Annotated in this window: 19 protein-coding genes and 1 other annotated feature; of the genes, 9 read left to right on the top strand and 10 right to left on the bottom strand. The window is 28.6% G+C overall.

From position 1 onward, the window contains the following. Nucleotides 1-4: 4 nt before the first annotated feature. The 3 genes from FGL08_RS13310 to FGL08_RS03145 all read right to left on the bottom strand — a co-directional run bounded on the left by FGL08_RS13310 (nucleotide 5) and on the right by FGL08_RS03145 (nucleotide 2,138). Nucleotides 5-649: a hypothetical protein gene (locus FGL08_RS13310; protein ID WP_171011964.1), complete on the bottom strand. Its 645-nt coding sequence runs from the start codon at nucleotides 647-649 to the stop codon at nucleotides 5-7. A 74-nt stretch (nucleotides 650-723) separates the two neighbouring features. Continuing rightward, entirely contained in the window at nucleotides 724-1,605 is an 882-nt protein-coding gene (locus FGL08_RS03150; RefSeq protein WP_138209419.1) for a YegS/Rv2252/BmrU family lipid kinase, read from the bottom strand. 104 nt (nucleotides 1,606-1,709) lie between these two features. Further along, a complete protein-coding gene (locus tag FGL08_RS03145) occupies nucleotides 1,710-2,138 on the bottom strand; it encodes a CBS domain-containing protein (protein ID WP_138209418.1) in 429 nt (142 codons plus the stop codon). A 197-nt stretch (nucleotides 2,139-2,335) separates the two neighbouring features. Here FGL08_RS03145 and pssA point away from each other — a divergent pair, with 197 nt between their 5' ends. Next, entirely contained in the window at nucleotides 2,336-2,848 is a 513-nt protein-coding gene (gene pssA / locus FGL08_RS03140; RefSeq protein WP_138211252.1) for a CDP-diacylglycerol--serine O-phosphatidyltransferase, read from the top strand. Nucleotides 2,849-2,899: 51 nt separating this feature from the next. Here the strand turns inward: pssA and FGL08_RS03135 are convergent, their stop codons facing one another. The 5 genes from FGL08_RS03135 to FGL08_RS03115 form a co-directional block, all read right to left on the bottom strand. After that, complete coding sequence (locus FGL08_RS03135) at nucleotides 2,900-3,229, bottom strand: hypothetical protein (protein ID WP_138209417.1); 330 nt, start codon at nucleotides 3,227-3,229, stop codon at nucleotides 2,900-2,902. Nucleotides 3,230-3,294: 65 nt separating this feature from the next. Continuing rightward, the gene (gene cax, locus FGL08_RS03130) at nucleotides 3,295-4,341 is read right to left on the bottom strand and encodes a calcium/proton exchanger (protein ID WP_138209416.1); all 1,047 of its coding nucleotides are present in this window, start codon (nucleotides 4,339-4,341) and stop codon (nucleotides 3,295-3,297) included. Between the two features lie 36 nt (nucleotides 4,342-4,377). Further along, complete coding sequence (locus tag FGL08_RS03125; RefSeq protein ID WP_138209415.1) at nucleotides 4,378-4,923, bottom strand: rubrerythrin family protein; 546 nt, start codon at nucleotides 4,921-4,923, stop codon at nucleotides 4,378-4,380. Nucleotides 4,924-5,056: 133 nt separating this feature from the next. Beyond that, nucleotides 5,057-5,932: an L-serine ammonia-lyase, iron-sulfur-dependent, subunit alpha gene (gene sdaAA / locus FGL08_RS03120; RefSeq protein ID WP_138209414.1), complete on the bottom strand. Its 876-nt coding sequence runs from the start codon at nucleotides 5,930-5,932 to the stop codon at nucleotides 5,057-5,059. 142 nt (nucleotides 5,933-6,074) lie between these two features. Continuing rightward, nucleotides 6,075-7,736, bottom strand: coding sequence for a nucleoside kinase (locus FGL08_RS03115; RefSeq protein WP_138209413.1), 1,662 nt, complete (start codon nucleotides 7,734-7,736; stop codon nucleotides 6,075-6,077). A gap of 151 nt (nucleotides 7,737-7,887) precedes the next feature. On the opposite strand from FGL08_RS03115, the gene FGL08_RS03110 reads away from it, so the two are divergent. The 3 genes from FGL08_RS03110 to fba all read left to right on the top strand — a co-directional run bounded on the left by FGL08_RS03110 (nucleotide 7,888) and on the right by fba (nucleotide 10,051). Then, a complete protein-coding gene (locus FGL08_RS03110) occupies nucleotides 7,888-8,577 on the top strand; it encodes a DUF421 domain-containing protein (protein WP_138209412.1) in 690 nt (229 codons plus the stop codon). Further along, complete coding sequence (locus tag FGL08_RS03105; RefSeq protein ID WP_138209411.1) at nucleotides 8,577-8,957, top strand: DUF4363 family protein; 381 nt, start codon at nucleotides 8,577-8,579, stop codon at nucleotides 8,955-8,957. The genes FGL08_RS03110 and FGL08_RS03105 overlap by 1 nt, the downstream gene beginning before the upstream one ends. Before the next feature lie 149 nt (nucleotides 8,958-9,106). Next, nucleotides 9,107-10,051, top strand: a complete 945-nt coding sequence (gene fba, locus FGL08_RS03100) for a class II fructose-1,6-bisphosphate aldolase (protein WP_138209410.1) — start codon at nucleotides 9,107-9,109, stop codon at nucleotides 10,049-10,051. A 32-nt stretch (nucleotides 10,052-10,083) separates the two neighbouring features. Here the strand turns inward: fba and FGL08_RS03095 are convergent, their stop codons facing one another. Next, a complete protein-coding gene (locus FGL08_RS03095) occupies nucleotides 10,084-11,115 on the bottom strand; it encodes a nucleoid-associated protein (protein ID WP_138209409.1) in 1,032 nt (343 codons plus the stop codon). A 184-nt stretch (nucleotides 11,116-11,299) separates the two neighbouring features. On the opposite strand from FGL08_RS03095, the gene FGL08_RS03090 reads away from it, so the two are divergent. The 5 genes from FGL08_RS03090 (at nucleotide 11,300) to leuS (ending at nucleotide 16,706) form a co-directional block, all read left to right on the top strand. Next, a complete protein-coding gene (locus FGL08_RS03090; protein WP_138209408.1) occupies nucleotides 11,300-11,848 on the top strand; it encodes a class IV adenylate cyclase in 549 nt (182 codons plus the stop codon). A 1-nt stretch (nucleotide 11,849) separates the two neighbouring features. Continuing rightward, the gene (locus tag FGL08_RS03085; protein WP_138209407.1) at nucleotides 11,850-12,737 is read left to right on the top strand and encodes a DUF5685 family protein; all 888 of its coding nucleotides are present in this window, start codon (nucleotides 11,850-11,852) and stop codon (nucleotides 12,735-12,737) included. Continuing rightward, nucleotides 12,721-13,341 carry a J domain-containing protein gene (locus FGL08_RS03080; RefSeq protein WP_138209406.1) on the top strand — a complete coding sequence of 207 codons (621 nt, stop codon included), beginning with the start codon at nucleotides 12,721-12,723 and terminating at the stop codon, nucleotides 13,339-13,341. Before FGL08_RS03085 ends, FGL08_RS03080 begins: the two co-directional genes overlap by 17 nt. Before the next feature lie 74 nt (nucleotides 13,342-13,415). Then, complete coding sequence (locus tag FGL08_RS03075) at nucleotides 13,416-13,934, top strand: hypothetical protein (RefSeq protein WP_138209405.1); 519 nt, start codon at nucleotides 13,416-13,418, stop codon at nucleotides 13,932-13,934. A gap of 65 nt (nucleotides 13,935-13,999) precedes the next feature. Next, nucleotides 14,000-14,206: a binding site (T-box leader), on the top strand. Nucleotides 14,207-14,267: 61 nt separating this feature from the next. After that, complete coding sequence (leuS, locus tag FGL08_RS03070) at nucleotides 14,268-16,706, top strand: leucine--tRNA ligase (RefSeq protein WP_138209404.1); 2,439 nt, start codon at nucleotides 14,268-14,270, stop codon at nucleotides 16,704-16,706. Between the two features lie 121 nt (nucleotides 16,707-16,827). Here the strand turns inward: leuS and yjbM are convergent, their stop codons facing one another. Beyond that, complete coding sequence (gene yjbM / locus FGL08_RS03065) at nucleotides 16,828-17,619, bottom strand: GTP diphosphokinase (RefSeq protein WP_138209403.1); 792 nt, start codon at nucleotides 17,617-17,619, stop codon at nucleotides 16,828-16,830. Nucleotides 17,620-17,626 lie beyond the last annotated feature (7 nt).

Below are 17,626 nucleotides of genomic sequence, written 5' to 3'. Positions count from 1 at the left end.
GGTGCTATTTTTTTAACTTTATTATGCTATAATTTATTGTTATTATAAAGATAAGTTGTAACAAAGCTTCTCCAGTAATTATATATTCATAATTGTCTATTAAAGCATATAAAATAAAGCCTAATACCCCACATAGTAAAATTAAACTTCCACCTATCCTATCCTTAAATTTATTTCTAATTATGTATATGCCAAGAATAATTAAAATTATAGTAAATAAAAACTTAAAGATCTGTTGATAATAAGAAGTTGAAAAGGACATAAAATACCCATAGCCACCCATAAGTTTTACTTGTATAGCATTACTGTACACTAGTATAGCATATACTATAAACGTACAAAAAAACATAAACTTAATATAATCGAATTTTAACTTATTGCTTCTTAAAAATATAAAAATAGCTATAAATGAACCCATAATTATTCCTAAGTAGTTTAAATAATAAATATGTTTAAAAAGATATAAATTTACTAAACTAGGACTTAAGAACATATATAATCTCATAAAGAAACTTATAACGATAAAAATTAAGCTTATACTATACCACATTTTTATTTTAAGTGAAGAATATTTTATATTCTGATTTAAAGCGAATAAAGACAATAATATAATAAACAGTACTTCAGCAAAATATAAATATAAATTCAATTAATTCTACTCCTTTATTTAGTACTACTTAATTTTACTACGGAGTAATATATTTTATGACTATTAATTTACTATTATCTATATCCTAATATTTTTAGAGCACCTTTTAAACAATTTATCTCTAACGGAAAATCCGGTCCTCTTTCACCATCGATGTCAGTTACTATATCTTCATCACAATATATCTTTAAACTATTAGTTTTAAAATACACTACCCCTTTTGTATCTTCAAGATGTTCTCCTTTTAATATCTTTATAAAAATATTTATTATATTGGGTATATTTACCCCTTCTATGACAACCACGTCTAGTAAACCATCATTTAACTCTGATTTATATGCAAGATTAAAATTACCTGCAGTTCTTCCATTAAAAATTAAAGTTAAGTACATCTGACCATCAAAAATCATCTCTTCAGAATCTATTTTGATTTTTAATTTTCTTAAGTTAGGGATCTGCTCCATACCCTTTATATAGTATGCAAGCTTACCAATAGTGTTTTTTAAGTTCACATCTGTCTTTTGAGATATATCTGTAAAAAGTCCTGTACTAGCTACATTTACAAAATACTTGTCATTTATCTTTCCTATATCCACCACTTTTACATCACTATTAATTATCTTCTCACAAGCTTCACCTACATTAGCTGGCATTCCAATAAGTTTTGCAAAATCATTGGCTGTACCAGTAGGAAGTATACCTATAGGTATATCTATATTTTTCTTCTTCATTATATTTACAACTGTATCTACAGTTCCGTCCCCACCTGCTACTAGTATATATCTATAATCATCATCTATATCTTTAAATGCATCAGATACTTCGTACTCATATGAGATTCTAAATGGAATTACTATATAACCATATTTTTGATGTACACTTATAACAGTATCTAAATCTGAAATTATATGATTTTCACCTGAAAAAGGATTATATATAAACTTAACTTTTTTCATATCAATTCTCCTTTTTTCATTTATTTATATATTATTATATCTATAAATAATAAAACCCACAAGATTTACTCCTTCTTGTGGATTTTATCCTTAAAACAATTAGACTAGAATTCAGGAGAACTTGATTCTGAAATTTCCATTAAAGCATCTCCAGCTTCGCTTTGTAGTTTCGGCTCTACAGCTAAATCACCTAAAGAAACCATTCCTACTAATTTTGAGTTATCTACTATTGGAAGCCTTCTTATTTGTCTCTCACTCATAATTCTAGCTGCATCATCTGTACTCATTACTGATTCTCCACATACAGGGTTTGAGCTCATTACATCCCTTACCTTCTGATTATTAAAATTTTCCCCACTAGCAACAGAACGAATAGCTATATCTCTGTCTGTAATTATACCAATAACTTTTTCTTCATTACAAACTGGAACAGATCCTATGTTGTGATTTCTCATAAGCTCTGCTGCTCTTCCTACTGTATCGTCTGCATTTAAAGATACTACTTCTCTTGACATTATATCTTTAACCTTCATTAAAACCACCTCCATAAATATTTTTACCAATATTGATGTATAATATTTATGGTTTATTTTGCTTAATATTTAGGTAATTCCCTTTTATTAATTCAAAAAAATGTTATAATAAAGTTATTGTAAAATATTAATATTAAAAATGGGAATCATAAATTTTATATGAATTATTTAGGAGTGGTATAATGTCAAGATTTCAAATGCCTAAAAGTTTCTTACCAAATCTATTCACTTTTACAAACCTAGCTCTTGGTGTCCTTTCTTTGCTTATGACATTTAACAAAAACTATCTTTTAGCATCAATATTTATATTATGTGCTGGGTTAGTTGATAGATACGACGGAAGAGTTGCTAGATTCTTCAATGTTTCAAGTGATATTGGAAAAGAACTTGATTCTCTCGCCGATTTAGTATCTTTTGGTGTAGCACCTAGTATGCTTACTTGTTTAGTATATAATCTTATGTCTTTAAAAATACTTGGATATATAATAGTCGTAATATTTCCTATAGCCGGTGCATATAGGCTTGCAAGATACAACACATTAAAATTCGATAATGTATTCTCTGGAATACCTATAACTATAGCTGGTTCTGTACTTTCCCTATATTGTCTTTTGACTTATAAATCTGCAAATAACTTACCAATTACATTGCTATTAATATTAGGTTTATCTTATTTGATGGTTAGCAACATAAAATTTAAAAAATTTTAATTTATATGTATTAAAAGGAAGGATTAAAAAAATAGATTTATATCCTTCCTTTTATTCTTTAAATTTCAATGTTTCTTCTATCTCAGTTAAAATCTCTCTTTCCCCAATCCGTACTTTTAATACTTTACTTTTCACATTGCAATATTTTGTATAACATCCCACGGTACAATCTAATTCATCTAATAGTTCATCTATTAATTCCCCTGCTCTTTCAGCTCTCTTAAGTGCTTTTTTTATATCCCCCTTAGAAGCTAGAGCTATCTTATTTAACTCATCTGCCCCACCTACTAATAATCTATAGGAGTTCACAAGTTTTAATAAAAGTTCTGTCATATTATTGATATCACAATAATAATTGTCAATTACTCTTCTATAACTCACTTAGTCTATCACCTGAAAAATTTTTTCATGATAAATTATATTATAGATTTGTACATAATATGCTTTTAAATTATATGATAATATGCCAAAGTTATCATAATATACATGGCAATAAGAACTGCACCTTCAAACCAATAAGTTTTACCATCTTGGAATACTATATAAGACATCAAAACTGCCACTAATGCCATTATAATTTGAAAGCTACTAAATACCAAATCCATCTGCATGCCTATTATGCAAGAACCTATAACCATAATAGGAACTACAAATAAAGACATTTGTATAGAAGAACTAGCCACAGTTTCTAAACTTAAATTTATTTTATTATTAGTAGCACATATTATAGCCGATACCAATTCCCCCATATTACCAAGCAGAGGGATTAATATTATTCCTATAAACTCCTCTGATATATTATAAACCTTAATAAATTCATTGACATTCCCTATTAAATTTTCACTTAATAAATAAATTAATCCGCAAGAAACTACTAAAATAATCATACTATACATGTACTCTTTATTCTTTACTTTCTTAGTTTCTTTATTTATAACTGTCTGATTATTGCTATAAAAAGAAAATATAAATCCTAAAACGTAAATAATTATTAGAACTATGGAAACTTTAATGCTAAGAGATACCATAATCTCTTTTTGAATACTTCCACTTTTATTTAAAGCAGCAAGTACTACCATAGATGAGAGTGAAAGAAAGAGCATTATAAAGTTTGTTCTAGCTAAATTTTTGTCAAAGTGTTGCTCTTTATATTTTATCCCACCTGCCACAATAGCAATTCCTATACCTAAAAGCATATTACTTAGTATACACCCCATTAAAGCTCCTTTTGCCATAGTAACCATGCCATATTTTATAGCCCATAATCCCATAGAAAGTTCCGGTAAATTTCCTAATGTGGCTATTAAAAAACCACCCTTTTTATCTCCTATAACCTCAGAAATCTTATCTGTGCAATGCCCCATAATTATTGAAAGAGGAACTATTCCCGAGGAAATTATAATCATGTTAATGATATTATTACTTGTGTTTATAAACAAAAATATCATTGAAATTATAAGAATTATTGATTCTATTCTATTAAGTTTTCTCATTTTTTTCCCTCTTATTAATTATCATAAAAACCACCTCTACTTTTCATCCTCACAAGCAATTTTAAAATATCCTTGGGGATATTTACATAATGGACATATAATAGGTGCTTCCTTACCTTCATGAATATAGCCACAGTTCATACACTGCCATTTTGCATCTGTTTCTCTTCTATACAATGTTCCATCTTCTAATCTTTTCAATATTTCTTCAAATCGTTTTTCATGATGTTCTTCAACTTCTGTTAATTCAGTAAAAAAGTCAGCTATATTATTAAAGCCCTCTTCCTTTGCTTCTTGTGCAAATTGAACATATATTTTCTTATTCTCCAAAGATTCACCCATAATAGCATCTTTTAAGTTTTCTTTTGTATCTCCTAATAGTTTTAAGTATCTATTAAGAACTTCTCTTGCATGTGCCAGTTCATTATGTGAAGTTTCATCAAAAATACTACCTATATATTGATATCCCTCCAATCTAGCCTTTTCACCATAAAGTGTATATTTAGTTCTTGCCCTTGATTCTCCTGAAAAAGTTCTATATAAATTTTTTTCTGTTTTACTACCTTTTAAATTTCTTTCCATTTTCTATCCCCTACTTAAATTATTTCACTTAATATTTTATTCTCTATAAACTTAAAAGTTACAAAACTAATATGAATAAAAAAAGAACCTTCTATATAAGAAGGTTCCTAATCTCTAAATCTATATAAATATTTTATTCTCCTAAAACTTTCTTTCTAAGTTCTAAAGCAGTTGGTGTTATAGCTACTCCACCTAAAGCTGTTTCTCTAAGTGAACAAGGTAATGTCTTACCAACCTTATACATAGCTAAAACTACTTCATCAAATGGTACTATACTCTTTACTCCACTCATAACCATGTCCGCAGTTGTTAATGCACTAACTGCTCCAGCCATATTTCTCTTTGCACATGGTGCTTCAACAAGTCCTGCTATAGGATCGCAAACTAAACCTAAAATATTTTTAATTACTATAGCACCTGCATTAAGTGCCATATCAGGAGTTCCTCCCATCATTTCAACTATAGCTGCTGATGCCATAGCAGCTGCTGATCCACATTCTGCTTGACATCCACCTTCTGCGCCGGATAATGTAGCATTTTGCGCTATTATATTCCCCACACCTGATGCTGTAAATAAAGCTTTCACTAAATCTTCATCACCCATATTCAATTTCTCTCCTGCTGTAATAAGTGAACCTGGTAAAATACCACAAGAACCCGCTGTAGGAGTTGCTACTATTCTTCCCATAGATGCATTAACTTCTGAACAAGATACTGCTCTCGCCATTGCCTTAACCATAACATCACCTGTTAAAGTATTTTCATTCATAGCATAATCATAAAGTTTTTTAGAATCGCCACCAATTAATCCACTTATGGATCTTGTTTCTCTAGTTAGTCCGTAACTTGCTGCTTCTTGCATAACTTTTAAATTGTCATACATCTTATTCCATATAACTTCATAAGATTCTCCTGATCTTTCAATTTCACAATTTATTGTATATTCCCATATTTTTAGGTTCTCTTTCTTGCATACTTCTATTAACTCACTACCTTTATTTACAAACATCTTTGTTCTCCTTTCTTCCCTCAACCAAAAGCTACTTTATTATAATTTCTTCCCTTTTATATTATAAACTAAATTTTCATATTTTTATAATATTATTCGTAAAAATTTGAATCTATATATAAAACAAATAGGTATTTACGCTTTAATAATCGTAAAAACAACTTCCCCCTACGAATTCTTTTAAAATTGAATTAGATGGTATCATTCCAATTTCGCCATCTCTAAAAAACTTTAAAAAACTTATTAATCTTAATGCTTCATAATATACAGGTGAATCTTTCTTAATTTTTTTAAGTTCATAAATAGCATATTTCTTAAGCATGCAAAGTTCATATACTAAATTAGAATTAAAAAGAACATCTGCTTCTTCTTGATATACAAATATATTCTTTTTTTCCCCTCTTTTTATAGAAGGCCACATTTTTAGTGTATCTTCTCCACTATACCCCCTAATTAAACTATCTCTTACTATTCTTCTAACCATTCTAACATCTGTAGTTGGTATTCTATTATGATTATCTATATTAAGTTGAGTAAAACAATTAATGTATACCTTAAATTTTTCATCTTTTTCTATAGATGATGTCATAATCTCATTCAAAGCATGAATACCCTCAATCAATATTACTCCATTTTTAGGTAGGGAAACTTTATGACCCTTCCATTCTCTTTTTCCTGTAATAAAATTAAAACTTGGTAATTCTGCTGCTTCCCCATCTAAAATCTTCTTTAAAGTACTATTAAATAATTTTATATCAAGTGCATGTACAGATTCGAAGTCATACTGACCATTCTCATCTTTTGGAGTAAGCTCTCTGTCCACAAAAAAATCATCCATAGATATTTGTATAGGTACTACCCCATTAACTGCAAGTTGAATGGATAACCTCTTAGTAAAGGTTGTCTTACCTGAAGAAGATGGCCCTGCAATTAAAACCAGCTTTACAGATTCCTTATGTTTTATACTGTCTGCAATATATGCAAGTTTTTTTTCATGCAACCCTTCATTTATAAGAACCATGTCATGGAGTCCTTTTTTATCTATTAATTTATTTAATGCACCCAAGGTTGGAACCTTTAATATGTTACCCCAATCATTAGTCTCCTTATATATATTAGCAAGCTTTTTATATTCCACATATTTAGTAAGAGAATTAGGTTCCTTTAAGTTAGGAAATCTTATAATTAATCCTCCATTATAAATTTTAAGTTCAAAAACCTTCAGTACTCCTGTAGAATAGACCATTGGACCATAGAAATAATCATACCTATCTTCTAATTTATATAAGTTAACTCTATCCATGGAAAGTCCTTCTAAAAACTCTACCTTATCTCCCATACCATAACCTTTAAAAATCTCTATAGCTTTTTCTCTCTCTAAATTCACCTTTACAATACGTATATCTTTTTCTATTATTCTTCTCATTTCATTTTCTAAAAGTTTTATTTCTTCTTCTGTTAAACTAGTATTTTTATGAATTTCACAAAATAATCCACCACTAAGTGAATGTTCTATACATACATCACACTGTTCAAATATTTTATAAGCTGCTTTTATAAGTACAAATTGAAGACTTCTCTCGTAAGTTCTCTTCCCTATATCTTCCCTTGTAGTTATAGCTTCAAATTCTCCATCTATATCTGCTATATGAGATAATTCATAAATATCATTATTAAATCTTCCAAGTACTATAGGAGAATCTTTCTTTATATTAAATTCCTTTGTTATAGAGTATAGCTCAATTTCATTTTTCACAGAAACTGATTTATTTAAATCTTTTAAAAATATAGTCAAACTTTCCAAGTTTATATCTCCTTTCGTTACAATATTAAACTTTATACATAATTTATATTTTTATAGGGAAATATTAATATATGACTTTACTCTTATATTATATCTTAAAATAAAAAAATTAATATTATATAAATACTATAATATTAAGTGTGGTGATATTTTGTTTATATTAATTGTTAGAACTATACTACTATATTTTGTGGCTTTAATTATAATGAGACTTATGGGAAAAAGACAAATTGGGGAATTACAACCCTTTGAAATAGTTCTTACTGTAATGGTTTCAGAACTTGCAAGTCTTCCAATGCAAGACAATAGAATACCCTTAATACATACCATTATCCCTTTGGTAATACTTCTAATTTTACAGATTCTCACTTCAATATTGCAATTAAAAAGTGAAAAAGCAAGGGAAATCTTATCTGGTAAGCCAAGTATTCTTATACAACATGGTACTATTGATGTAGATGAACTAAAAAATCAAAGGATAAATATAAATGATTTATTAGAAGAGCTGCGTTTAAAAGATATTTATAATGTAGAAGATGTTCAATATGCTATTTTAGAGACCAGTGGTCAATTATCCATAATCCCTAAAGCCGATAATGATATCGTAACTAAAAAAGACTTGAATATTAAAGCTAAGCAAGAAGAAATGCCAATTTCATTGATATTAGATGGTAATATTAATGATGAAAACTTAAAACTAATAAATAAAGATAGACAATGGTTAATAAATAAGTTAGAAGCTTCAAAAATATATTCATATGAAAAAATATTTCATGCCTATATAAATACAGAAGGTAAGTTTGTATATCAACTAAAAAAAGAAGGGAGAAGAAGTAAGTAATGAGAAATATTATAATATCTTTTCTAATCTTTATTCTTATGATGGTAGGTATATTCTTCTCTCTAAATTATTTAAATGATGTATCTTTAGAAATATTAAGTTTAAGTCAATCTATAGAAGAGCATATTGTTGATGATAATTGGGATTTAGCCTATAAGGGTTCAATAGAGCTTCTTGATAGATGGAGCGAAGGTTCTAAAGTCATATCCTTGTTTACTAATGATTCTGATATACATGGCATAAACGATGAGATAGTTAAACTAACCCAATTTATAAAAATGAAAACTAAGGACGAAGCCTTGGTTACAATTCATCTAGTTAAATATTTTATGAATCATATAACAGATATGCAATATATGAATTCAGAAAATATTTTTTAAATTTATCTATAAAATTTGTTATGTTTATAATTTTGATTTATAATAAATATAGAAAAATTAAAAAGTATAGTATATAATGTATATAGTATAACATAAAAGTCCTAACGGGATTGAAAATGTCCTAGTTGGGTTAGAAAGGTGGAATATTTATGCCATTAGTTACAACAAAGGAAATGTTTAATAAAGCCTTTAAAGGTGGATATGCAATCGGCGCATTTAATATTAATAATATGGAAATAATTCAAGCTATTGTGGATGCAGCTAAAGAGAAGAAATCACCTGTAATGCTACAAGTTTCTTCTTCTGCAATGAAATATATGAGACCTTCTTATCTAATAAAATTAGTAGAAGCTGCTGTAGAAGATTCAGGAGTAGATATAGCTTTACACTTAGATCACGGTGCTGATTTTGAATCTTGCAAAAAAGCTGTTGATTTAGGATTTACATCTGTTATGATAGATGGTTCTCACCTACCATTCGAACAAAATATTGAAGAGACTAAAAAAGTTGTTGAATATGCCCATGCAAGAGGGGTTGTAGTGGAAGCTGAACTTGGTAAACTTGCTGGTGTTGAAGATGAAGTTAACGTAGATGCTAAAGATGCAACTTATACAGATCCAGATCAAGCTGTAGAATTCGTAAAAAAAACTGGAGTAGATTCTTTAGCTATCGCAATAGGAACAAGCCATGGTGCTTACAAATTTAAAGGTGAAGCTAAATTAGACTTTGAAAGACTTGAAACTATAACAGCTAAATTAGAGGAAAATGGATTCCATGAGTTTCCAATAGTCCTACATGGTGCTTCTGCTGTAGATCCTGAGTATGTTGCAATGTGTAATAACTATGGTGGAGCTTTAGATGGTGCAAAAGGAGTTCCTGCTGAAATGTTAAGAAAAGCAGCTTCAATGGCTGTATGTAAAATTAACATGGATACTGATTTAAGACTTGCTATGACTGGTTCTATAAGAAAAACATTTGGTGATGATCCTAAGATATTCGACCCTAGAAAATACTTAGGAAATGCTAGAGAAAATATAAAAACTCTTGTAGAAAATAAAATTACTGATATTTTAGGTTCAGATAATAAGCTTTAATATAAAAAATAAGGTAGCTAGTAATTGCTACCTTACTTTTCTATATAATTTCTAACACCTTTTATAACCATATCAATGGTACCATCACCATTTCTCTTTATCTGAAATCTAGTAAAATCTTTATATGCCTCTTCACTTAAATAAACATCAATATCTCCATCAATTTTCAACCTAACTCTTTTTAATTTTTTCTCTACCCACTCTTTATCCACGGAAATATTCTCATCTAGTCCATTCTCTTTTACATAACTTAAGAAATTAGACTCCTCACCATCTTCAAAAACTTCACTAGTAAACTCTTTAAGGTCTATCTCATCTTCTTCTTTTAACTTTTCCTTAACCTTTCGTCTTAACTTTTCTGCCTTATCCGCATTATCACTTAGGTTCTCCCTTGTCCACTGCTCTGCAGTTTCTAAAAATCCCTTTGTCATATCTCTTTCATTTACTACAATTTCACACCCTAAATAATTATCTATAAAATAATTAGTTCCGTAATCCTCTTCTTTTTTACTTCCCTTCTTTTTATCTATAACCATTAAATCAAAACCTTCTTCGCTAGGTACAGGTTTTATAAAGGCTGCTTTTTGTATCTTTTGAGAACTTGCAGGAAGCCCTGTAATTTGAGGAATTATATTAATACCAATCTTCTCTTCAACGAACTCTATATTATGCATATAATTTTTTACATAATCCATCTTTAATATAGCAAGCATAGGACCATATTCAGTAGATATTGATACAATAATTAAATCACAGGAAGATGCACTCCCCTTTGACTTAATCAGAGAAAACATCTGTCTCCCTAGTTCCTTTGAAACTTCTAAAAGATTATTATGTCCAGATAGATATTCTCTACTTGTTTCTTGTACTATATTTCTTCCTTCTTTAAATACTGCATATCTTAATTCTTCATCTCTTAAAAGTTTTTGAATATGCTTATATAAAAAGCCATATATTTCATCAGTTAGGTCTAAAGAAAATTCATTTAAAATAGGTTCCTCAGAATTATTATCTAATATATGAATTATAGCTTCATTTATATTTATTTCCCTTATGTATTCCAAAAATCAACACTCTCCTTCTACATCCTTCATAAAGATTATAACTTTAAAAAAACTTTTATGCAATTTACAAAAGTTTACTTTTTATGACTTATTCTAAAACAATCCGTCCTCTGGATTATAATAAAAAATTAATACATTTGCATGATTTTATATGTTATAATCACAATATTAAGGAGTGATTACAGTGAAAGAGATGGAAACTAGAATAACTCACATTAACGTAGATGATATTAGATTAAAACTATGTTCTATTGGTGCTATTAAAGTTAAAGAAGAAAATCAAATAAATAACATTTTTGATTTTGAAGATGGAAGACTTTTAGACAATAAAGGTTATGCAAGAATAAGAATAGTCCAGGATATATTACATAATAAAACCATAAATTATATGACTGTAAAAAAATTAATCAGTGAAGAAAAATATAAAATAATGGATGAAAATGAAACAGAAATAAAAGATGCTAAAGAGGGTAAAGCTATATTTGAATCCTTAGGATTAGAACTAATTCAATCTATAAAAAAATATAGAGAAAGTTATAAATACAAAAATACATTAATAGAGATAGATATAAATGAAAAAGATTTTTGTCCTTTTCCATATATAGAAATAGAATCAAATGATGAAAATGAACTAGAAGAAGTTATTCATTTATTAGGCTACACTATGGAAGACACTACATCTAAAAGTATTTACGAAATTTTAAGAGGAAAAGGAAGTATAAAGGGGCTTTAATATGTTTGGATACGTTACTCCATGTAAAATGGAACTTAAAATAAAAGACTATGAAAAATTTAAAGCATATTATTGTGGCCTATGTAGAACCATAAAAAAGGATTATGGCAATCTTCCTCGAATGGTTTTAAACTATGACATGACATTCCTTGCTATATTACTAGATTCTCTTTGTGAAGAACCTAGAAAGCTTGAAAAAATTCATTGTGTTGTACACCCTACGGAAAAAAAGATTATTATAGTAGATAATAAAGCCCTACATTATGCTGCATATTGTAATATAATACTTGTATACTATAAATTACTGGATGACGTTGAAGATGATAAAAGTGTTAAAGCTTCCATGTTATCTAAATTTTTAAATATGTATATAAAAAATAAAGAATCTAATATAGAAATGAAAGATATAAATAATTATATAAAAGAAAGTTTACACACTCTAAGTGCTATGGAGAAGGATACAGAAAAAGACATTACCATAGATAAAATCTCTCATCCTTTTGCAGATTTAACAGGTTTTTTAATTAGTAATTACATTAAAGATAAAGATTTAAGAGAAAGTTTATACTTTTTAGGATATAATATAGGGAAATGGATTTATTTAATTGATGCCTATGATGATTTGCAAAAAGATATGAAAGATAATAAATTTAACCCTATAAATAGAATACTAAACATAGAAAGGTTACCCTATGAGGACTTTTCTAGTAATATAGAAAGCAGAATGGATTTTATTTTAACCACCTCTGCACTTAATGCATTTAATATATTAAACAAACTTCCTACAAAAAAGAATAAAGAATTATTGCACAATATTCTTCAATTAGGATTAATGGAAAAAATGGATAAAGTTTTTAAAAGGAGTGAATATAATGAGGGATCCATATGAAGTTCTTGAAGTTAGAAAAGGTTCATCTAAAGATGAAATAAAGAATGCATATAAAAGACTTGCAAAACAATATCATCCAGATCAGTTTGACAATAATCCCCTTAGAGATCTTGCTGAAGAGAGAATGAGGGAAATCAATGAGGCTTATGACTATTTAATGAAAAATGTAGGAAATAACTCTTATGGTTCAAATGACTTTAATGATTATAACCGCAAAGAATCTAATTCTTCATATAGTAATAAAAGCGTCTATGAAACTGTAAGGATGGATATAAATCAAGGTAACTACGCATCTGCTGAACAAAAACTTAACTCCATGGCTTTTAAAGATGCTGAATGGAATTATTTAATGGGAACTATATATATGAAAAAAGGTTGGTATGATAGTGCTAATAATTATATTACAACAGCATATAACCTAAATCCTGCAAATTCTGAATATAGAACTGCCTTCAATCAAATGAATAATCAGGCTCATAATTACAGACAAACTTACTATGGAAAAAACTCAAAAGATAATGATATGTGTGATTTATGTGTAAAACTGTGGTGTGCTGATACCCTATGTGAATGCATGGGTGGAGACTTAATCTCTTGTTTCTAAATTCTAAAACTTATCTTCTATGAATTAATTTATTTTCTAAAGAAGATAAGTTTTTTTATTAAAGGAGTAATATTATGAATAAAAATAGTATCTTAAGCAATAATATAGCTAAAGGTGGCATACTTACTGCCCTCGGAATATTATCTCTATATTTAAGCATTCTAATTCCTATAAACACTCTTTTTTTCTTAATGATAGCATCCTTTATGATTCCTCTTACACTTTTAACTACAAACCTTAAGACTACTGTATCAGTTTATTGTGCTACTGCGCTGCTATCTTTTATATTAATTCCTTCAAAAAACATTGCATTATCCTATACTATTTTATTTGGCCTTTATGGAATAATTAAGTACTTTGCAGAGGGAATAAAGAATATGTTTCTTGAGATTTTAGTAAAACTATTATTTCTAAACTTTTCTACCTTTATAATATATTACTTTTACAAAACCCTATTACTTAATAATATAAATCTTAAACTTCCTACAATACTTATATTAATTTTATTGCAAGTGGGATTTATTGTTTATGATTATGCTCTAACTGTATTTATAAATTATTCTAAGGATAATATAATAAAGAAATTAAAATAAGATTATTGACATAAAAATTCTTTTAATCTATAATTATTCTTAACGTATTTTTAAACTTAATTAATTTATTTGCTATGATCTAGGAGTAGTAATATTAGATGTGATTATAGAGAGCTGTTGGTTGCTGAAAAACAGTATCACTATAATATGAACTTGCCTTGTGAGCTTATCTACCAAAAGTAGATACGGGTTTTCCGTTAAAATCGTAAGTGAGATTATATTTATATAATCTAATTAGAGTGGTACCGCGAATTATAGCCTTCGTCTCTTCGTAGACGGAGGCTTTTTATTTTTATAAATTTAAAGTCAATATAAAAAACAAGGAGGAAACACATGGGAAATTACAACACTAACATTGATAAGAAATGGCAAGATAAATGGGAAAACACCGAATTATACAGATTTAATAAAGAAAATTTAGATAAAAAATTATATGTACTTGAAATGTTTTCATACCCATCAGGAAGCCAACTACATGCTGGTCACTGGTTCAACTATGGTCCTATGGACTCTTGGGCTAGATTTAAAAGAATGCAAGGATATAACGTATTTCAACCAATGGGTTTTGATGCCTTTGGACTTCCAGCAGAAAACTATGCTATAAAAACAGGTGTCCACCCAAAAGACTCTACAGAAAAAAATATAAAGAAAATGGAAGAACAGTTAAAAGCTATTGGAGCTATGTTTAACTGGGAAAATGAAGTGGTAACATGTAATGAAGATTATTACAAATGGACTCAATGGTTATTTTTAAAACTATATGAAAAGGGTTTAGCTTATAGAAAAAAAGCTCCTGTAAATTGGTGTCCTAGTTGCAATACAGTACTTGCAAATGAACAGGTATTAGAAGGTGCTTGTGAAAGATGTAGTACTGAAGTTACTAAAAAAGATTTAACACAATGGTTCTTAAAAATTACTGATTACGCTGAGGAATTATTGGAAAAAATAGATGAGCTAGATTGGCCTGAAAAAACTAAGGCTATGCAAAAACACTGGATAGGAAAATCTACTGGTGCAGAAGTAACTTTTAAAGTTCATAACTCTGATTTAAGTTTTAATGTATTTACAACAAGAGCTGATACTTTATTTGGAGTTTCTTATGTAGTTTTAGCACCTGAAAATCCACTAGTGGAGAAGATTACTATAAAAGAAAATAAAGAACTTGTTAAAAGTTATAGAGAAGACGCTAAAAAACAGTCCGATATTGAACGCCAATCAATAACAAGAGAGAAAACTGGCGTATTTACTGGTTCATATGCAATAAATCCTATAAATAATAAAAAAGTACCTATCTGGGTTGGTGATTATGTACTTGCAACTTACGGAACTGGTGCTGTAATGGCTGTTCCTGCTCATGATGAAAGAGATTTTTCTTTTGCATCTAAATATAATCTTCCAATAGAAAGAGTTATTGAAGGTGGTGAATCCCTTCCATACACTGAAAATGGTGCTTTAATAAATAGTGATCAATTTACTGGACTTTCTGGAGAAGAGGCTAAAAAAGCTATAATAGAAAAACTTCAAAAAGATTCTCTAGGAAGCTTTAAAGTTAACTATAGATTACGTGACTGGCTAGTATCAAGACAAAGATATTGGGGGGCACCTATACCTATAATACATTGTGATAAATGTGGAATAGTTCCTGTAGCAGAAGAGAACCTTCCTGTTACCCTTCCATATGATGTAGAATTTACGCCAGATGGAAAATCTCCTCTAGCTAAAAATGAGGACTTTATAAATGTAAAATGTCCTAAGTGTGGTGGTGCTGCTCATAGAGACCCTGATACTTTAGATACTTTTGTATGTTCATCTTGGTATTATTTAAGATATGCTGATAACAAAAATAAAGATATGGCATTTGATCCACAAACAATAAATAAAATACTACCTGTAGATAAATACGTAGGTGGTCCAGAACATGCTTGCATGCATTTACTTTATGCAAGATTCATAACAAAAGCATTAAGAGATATGGGATATCTAAACTTTGATGAACCTTTTAAATCTCTAAATCACCAAGGACTTATTTTAGGACCAGATGGACTAAAAATGAGCAAATCAAAAGGAAATACTATATCACCTGACGATTACATTAAGCAATATGGCGCAGACGTATTTAGAATGTACCTAATGTTTGGTTTTGCTTATGAAGAAGGTGGTGCTTGGAGCGATGATGGTATAAAGTCCATTTCAAGATTTGTTGATAGAGTAGAAAGAACTATAGAGTATTTTGTTGAAGATATAAAAAATAATAATTCTTCTAAAGATACTATGGATAAAGAAGAAAAAGAATTAAATTACTGGAGACATTTTGCAATAAAAGGAGTTACTGAAGACACTGAAAAACTGCAATTTAACACTGCTGTTGCAAGAATTATGGAACTTACAAATGCACTTTCAAAATATAAGGATGTAACTTCTAAAAACTTTAACTTATTAAAGGAAGTACTTGCAGATTATATTAAACTTATAGCTCCTTTTGCTCCTCATTTTTCAGAAGAACAATGGGAACTATTAGGTATGGATTACTCTATCTTTAATTCATCTTGGCCTAAATTTGATCCTAGGGCTTTAATTAAAGACGAAATTGAAATTGCAATTCAAATAAACGGTAAGATTAAATCTAGAATAAATGTTCCTTCTGATTCTTCTGAAGAATCTATAAAAGAATTTGCCTTAAACGATGAGAATATATCTAAAAATTTAGAAGGTAAAACTGTAAGAAAAGTAATCGTAATTAAAGGTAGACTAGTTAATATAGTTGCCAATTAATTCAAGATATCATAAATCAATATAAGGTTTTAGTAAGATACATCATTTAATATTGTGAAGCATTAATAAAAATAAGTGGCTATTTCAAATGATTTTTAAATCTTTTGAAATAGCCACATTTTTATACCTTATAAAGCTCAATAATTCTCTCTGTAGTTTTTAAAAGTGAACTTAATTCAACAACATCTCCCTCTTCTATAAGAGTATTTAATTGTTCTCTAAACCTTGCAACCTCTGCATTTTTTCCTAAAGCACCCAAACTTGCTATGTTATCTGATATATTTGAAACTAAAGTTGATTTAATTTCAAATAACTTCTGAGCATCCTTAATTTCTTCTTTTATTTCTTGCATTTCTTGATCCAATAAAAATGCTGCATCAGCTGCTTTTTTAAGTTTCTCTTTAATATAAACAGGAATAGAATGTTTATACTTATAATTTAATGAATGCTCTACTGTAGCCCAAAAGTTCATGGCTAGGGTTCTTATTTGGAATTCTGCTAAAATTTCCTTTTCCCCCTCTGCCATATAAACAGAGTACTTAATTATTATATGATAGCTTCTATAACCACTATTTTTAAAGTTAGTTATATAATCTTTTTCATAAATTATATCCATATCTTTTCTATCTCTAATTATATTAACCACTTTTTGTATATCATCTACAAATTGGCACATAACTCTTATACCAGCTATATCCTCCATCTCATACTCAATTCTATCTAAGGGTATGTCAAATTTATTTGCTTTCTCTAATATACTTGATATTTCCTTTACCCTTCCTGTTACAAACTCTATGGGAGAATATTCATTTTTTCTTCTATATTCTTTTCTTATATTTTTAAATTTTGTTTTTAATTCCTCTACTGCCTGTTCATAAGGTAATAAAAAACTCTTCCATTCTCTAATTGCCATAAGCCGA

The organism is Hathewaya histolytica, from assembly GCF_901482605.1.
GTDB classification, from domain to species: domain Bacteria; phylum Bacillota; class Clostridia; order Clostridiales; family Clostridiaceae; genus Hathewaya; species Hathewaya histolytica.
Note: the sequence above shows the minus strand (reverse complement) of the source record. Positions and strands in the feature narration are given on the sequence as shown.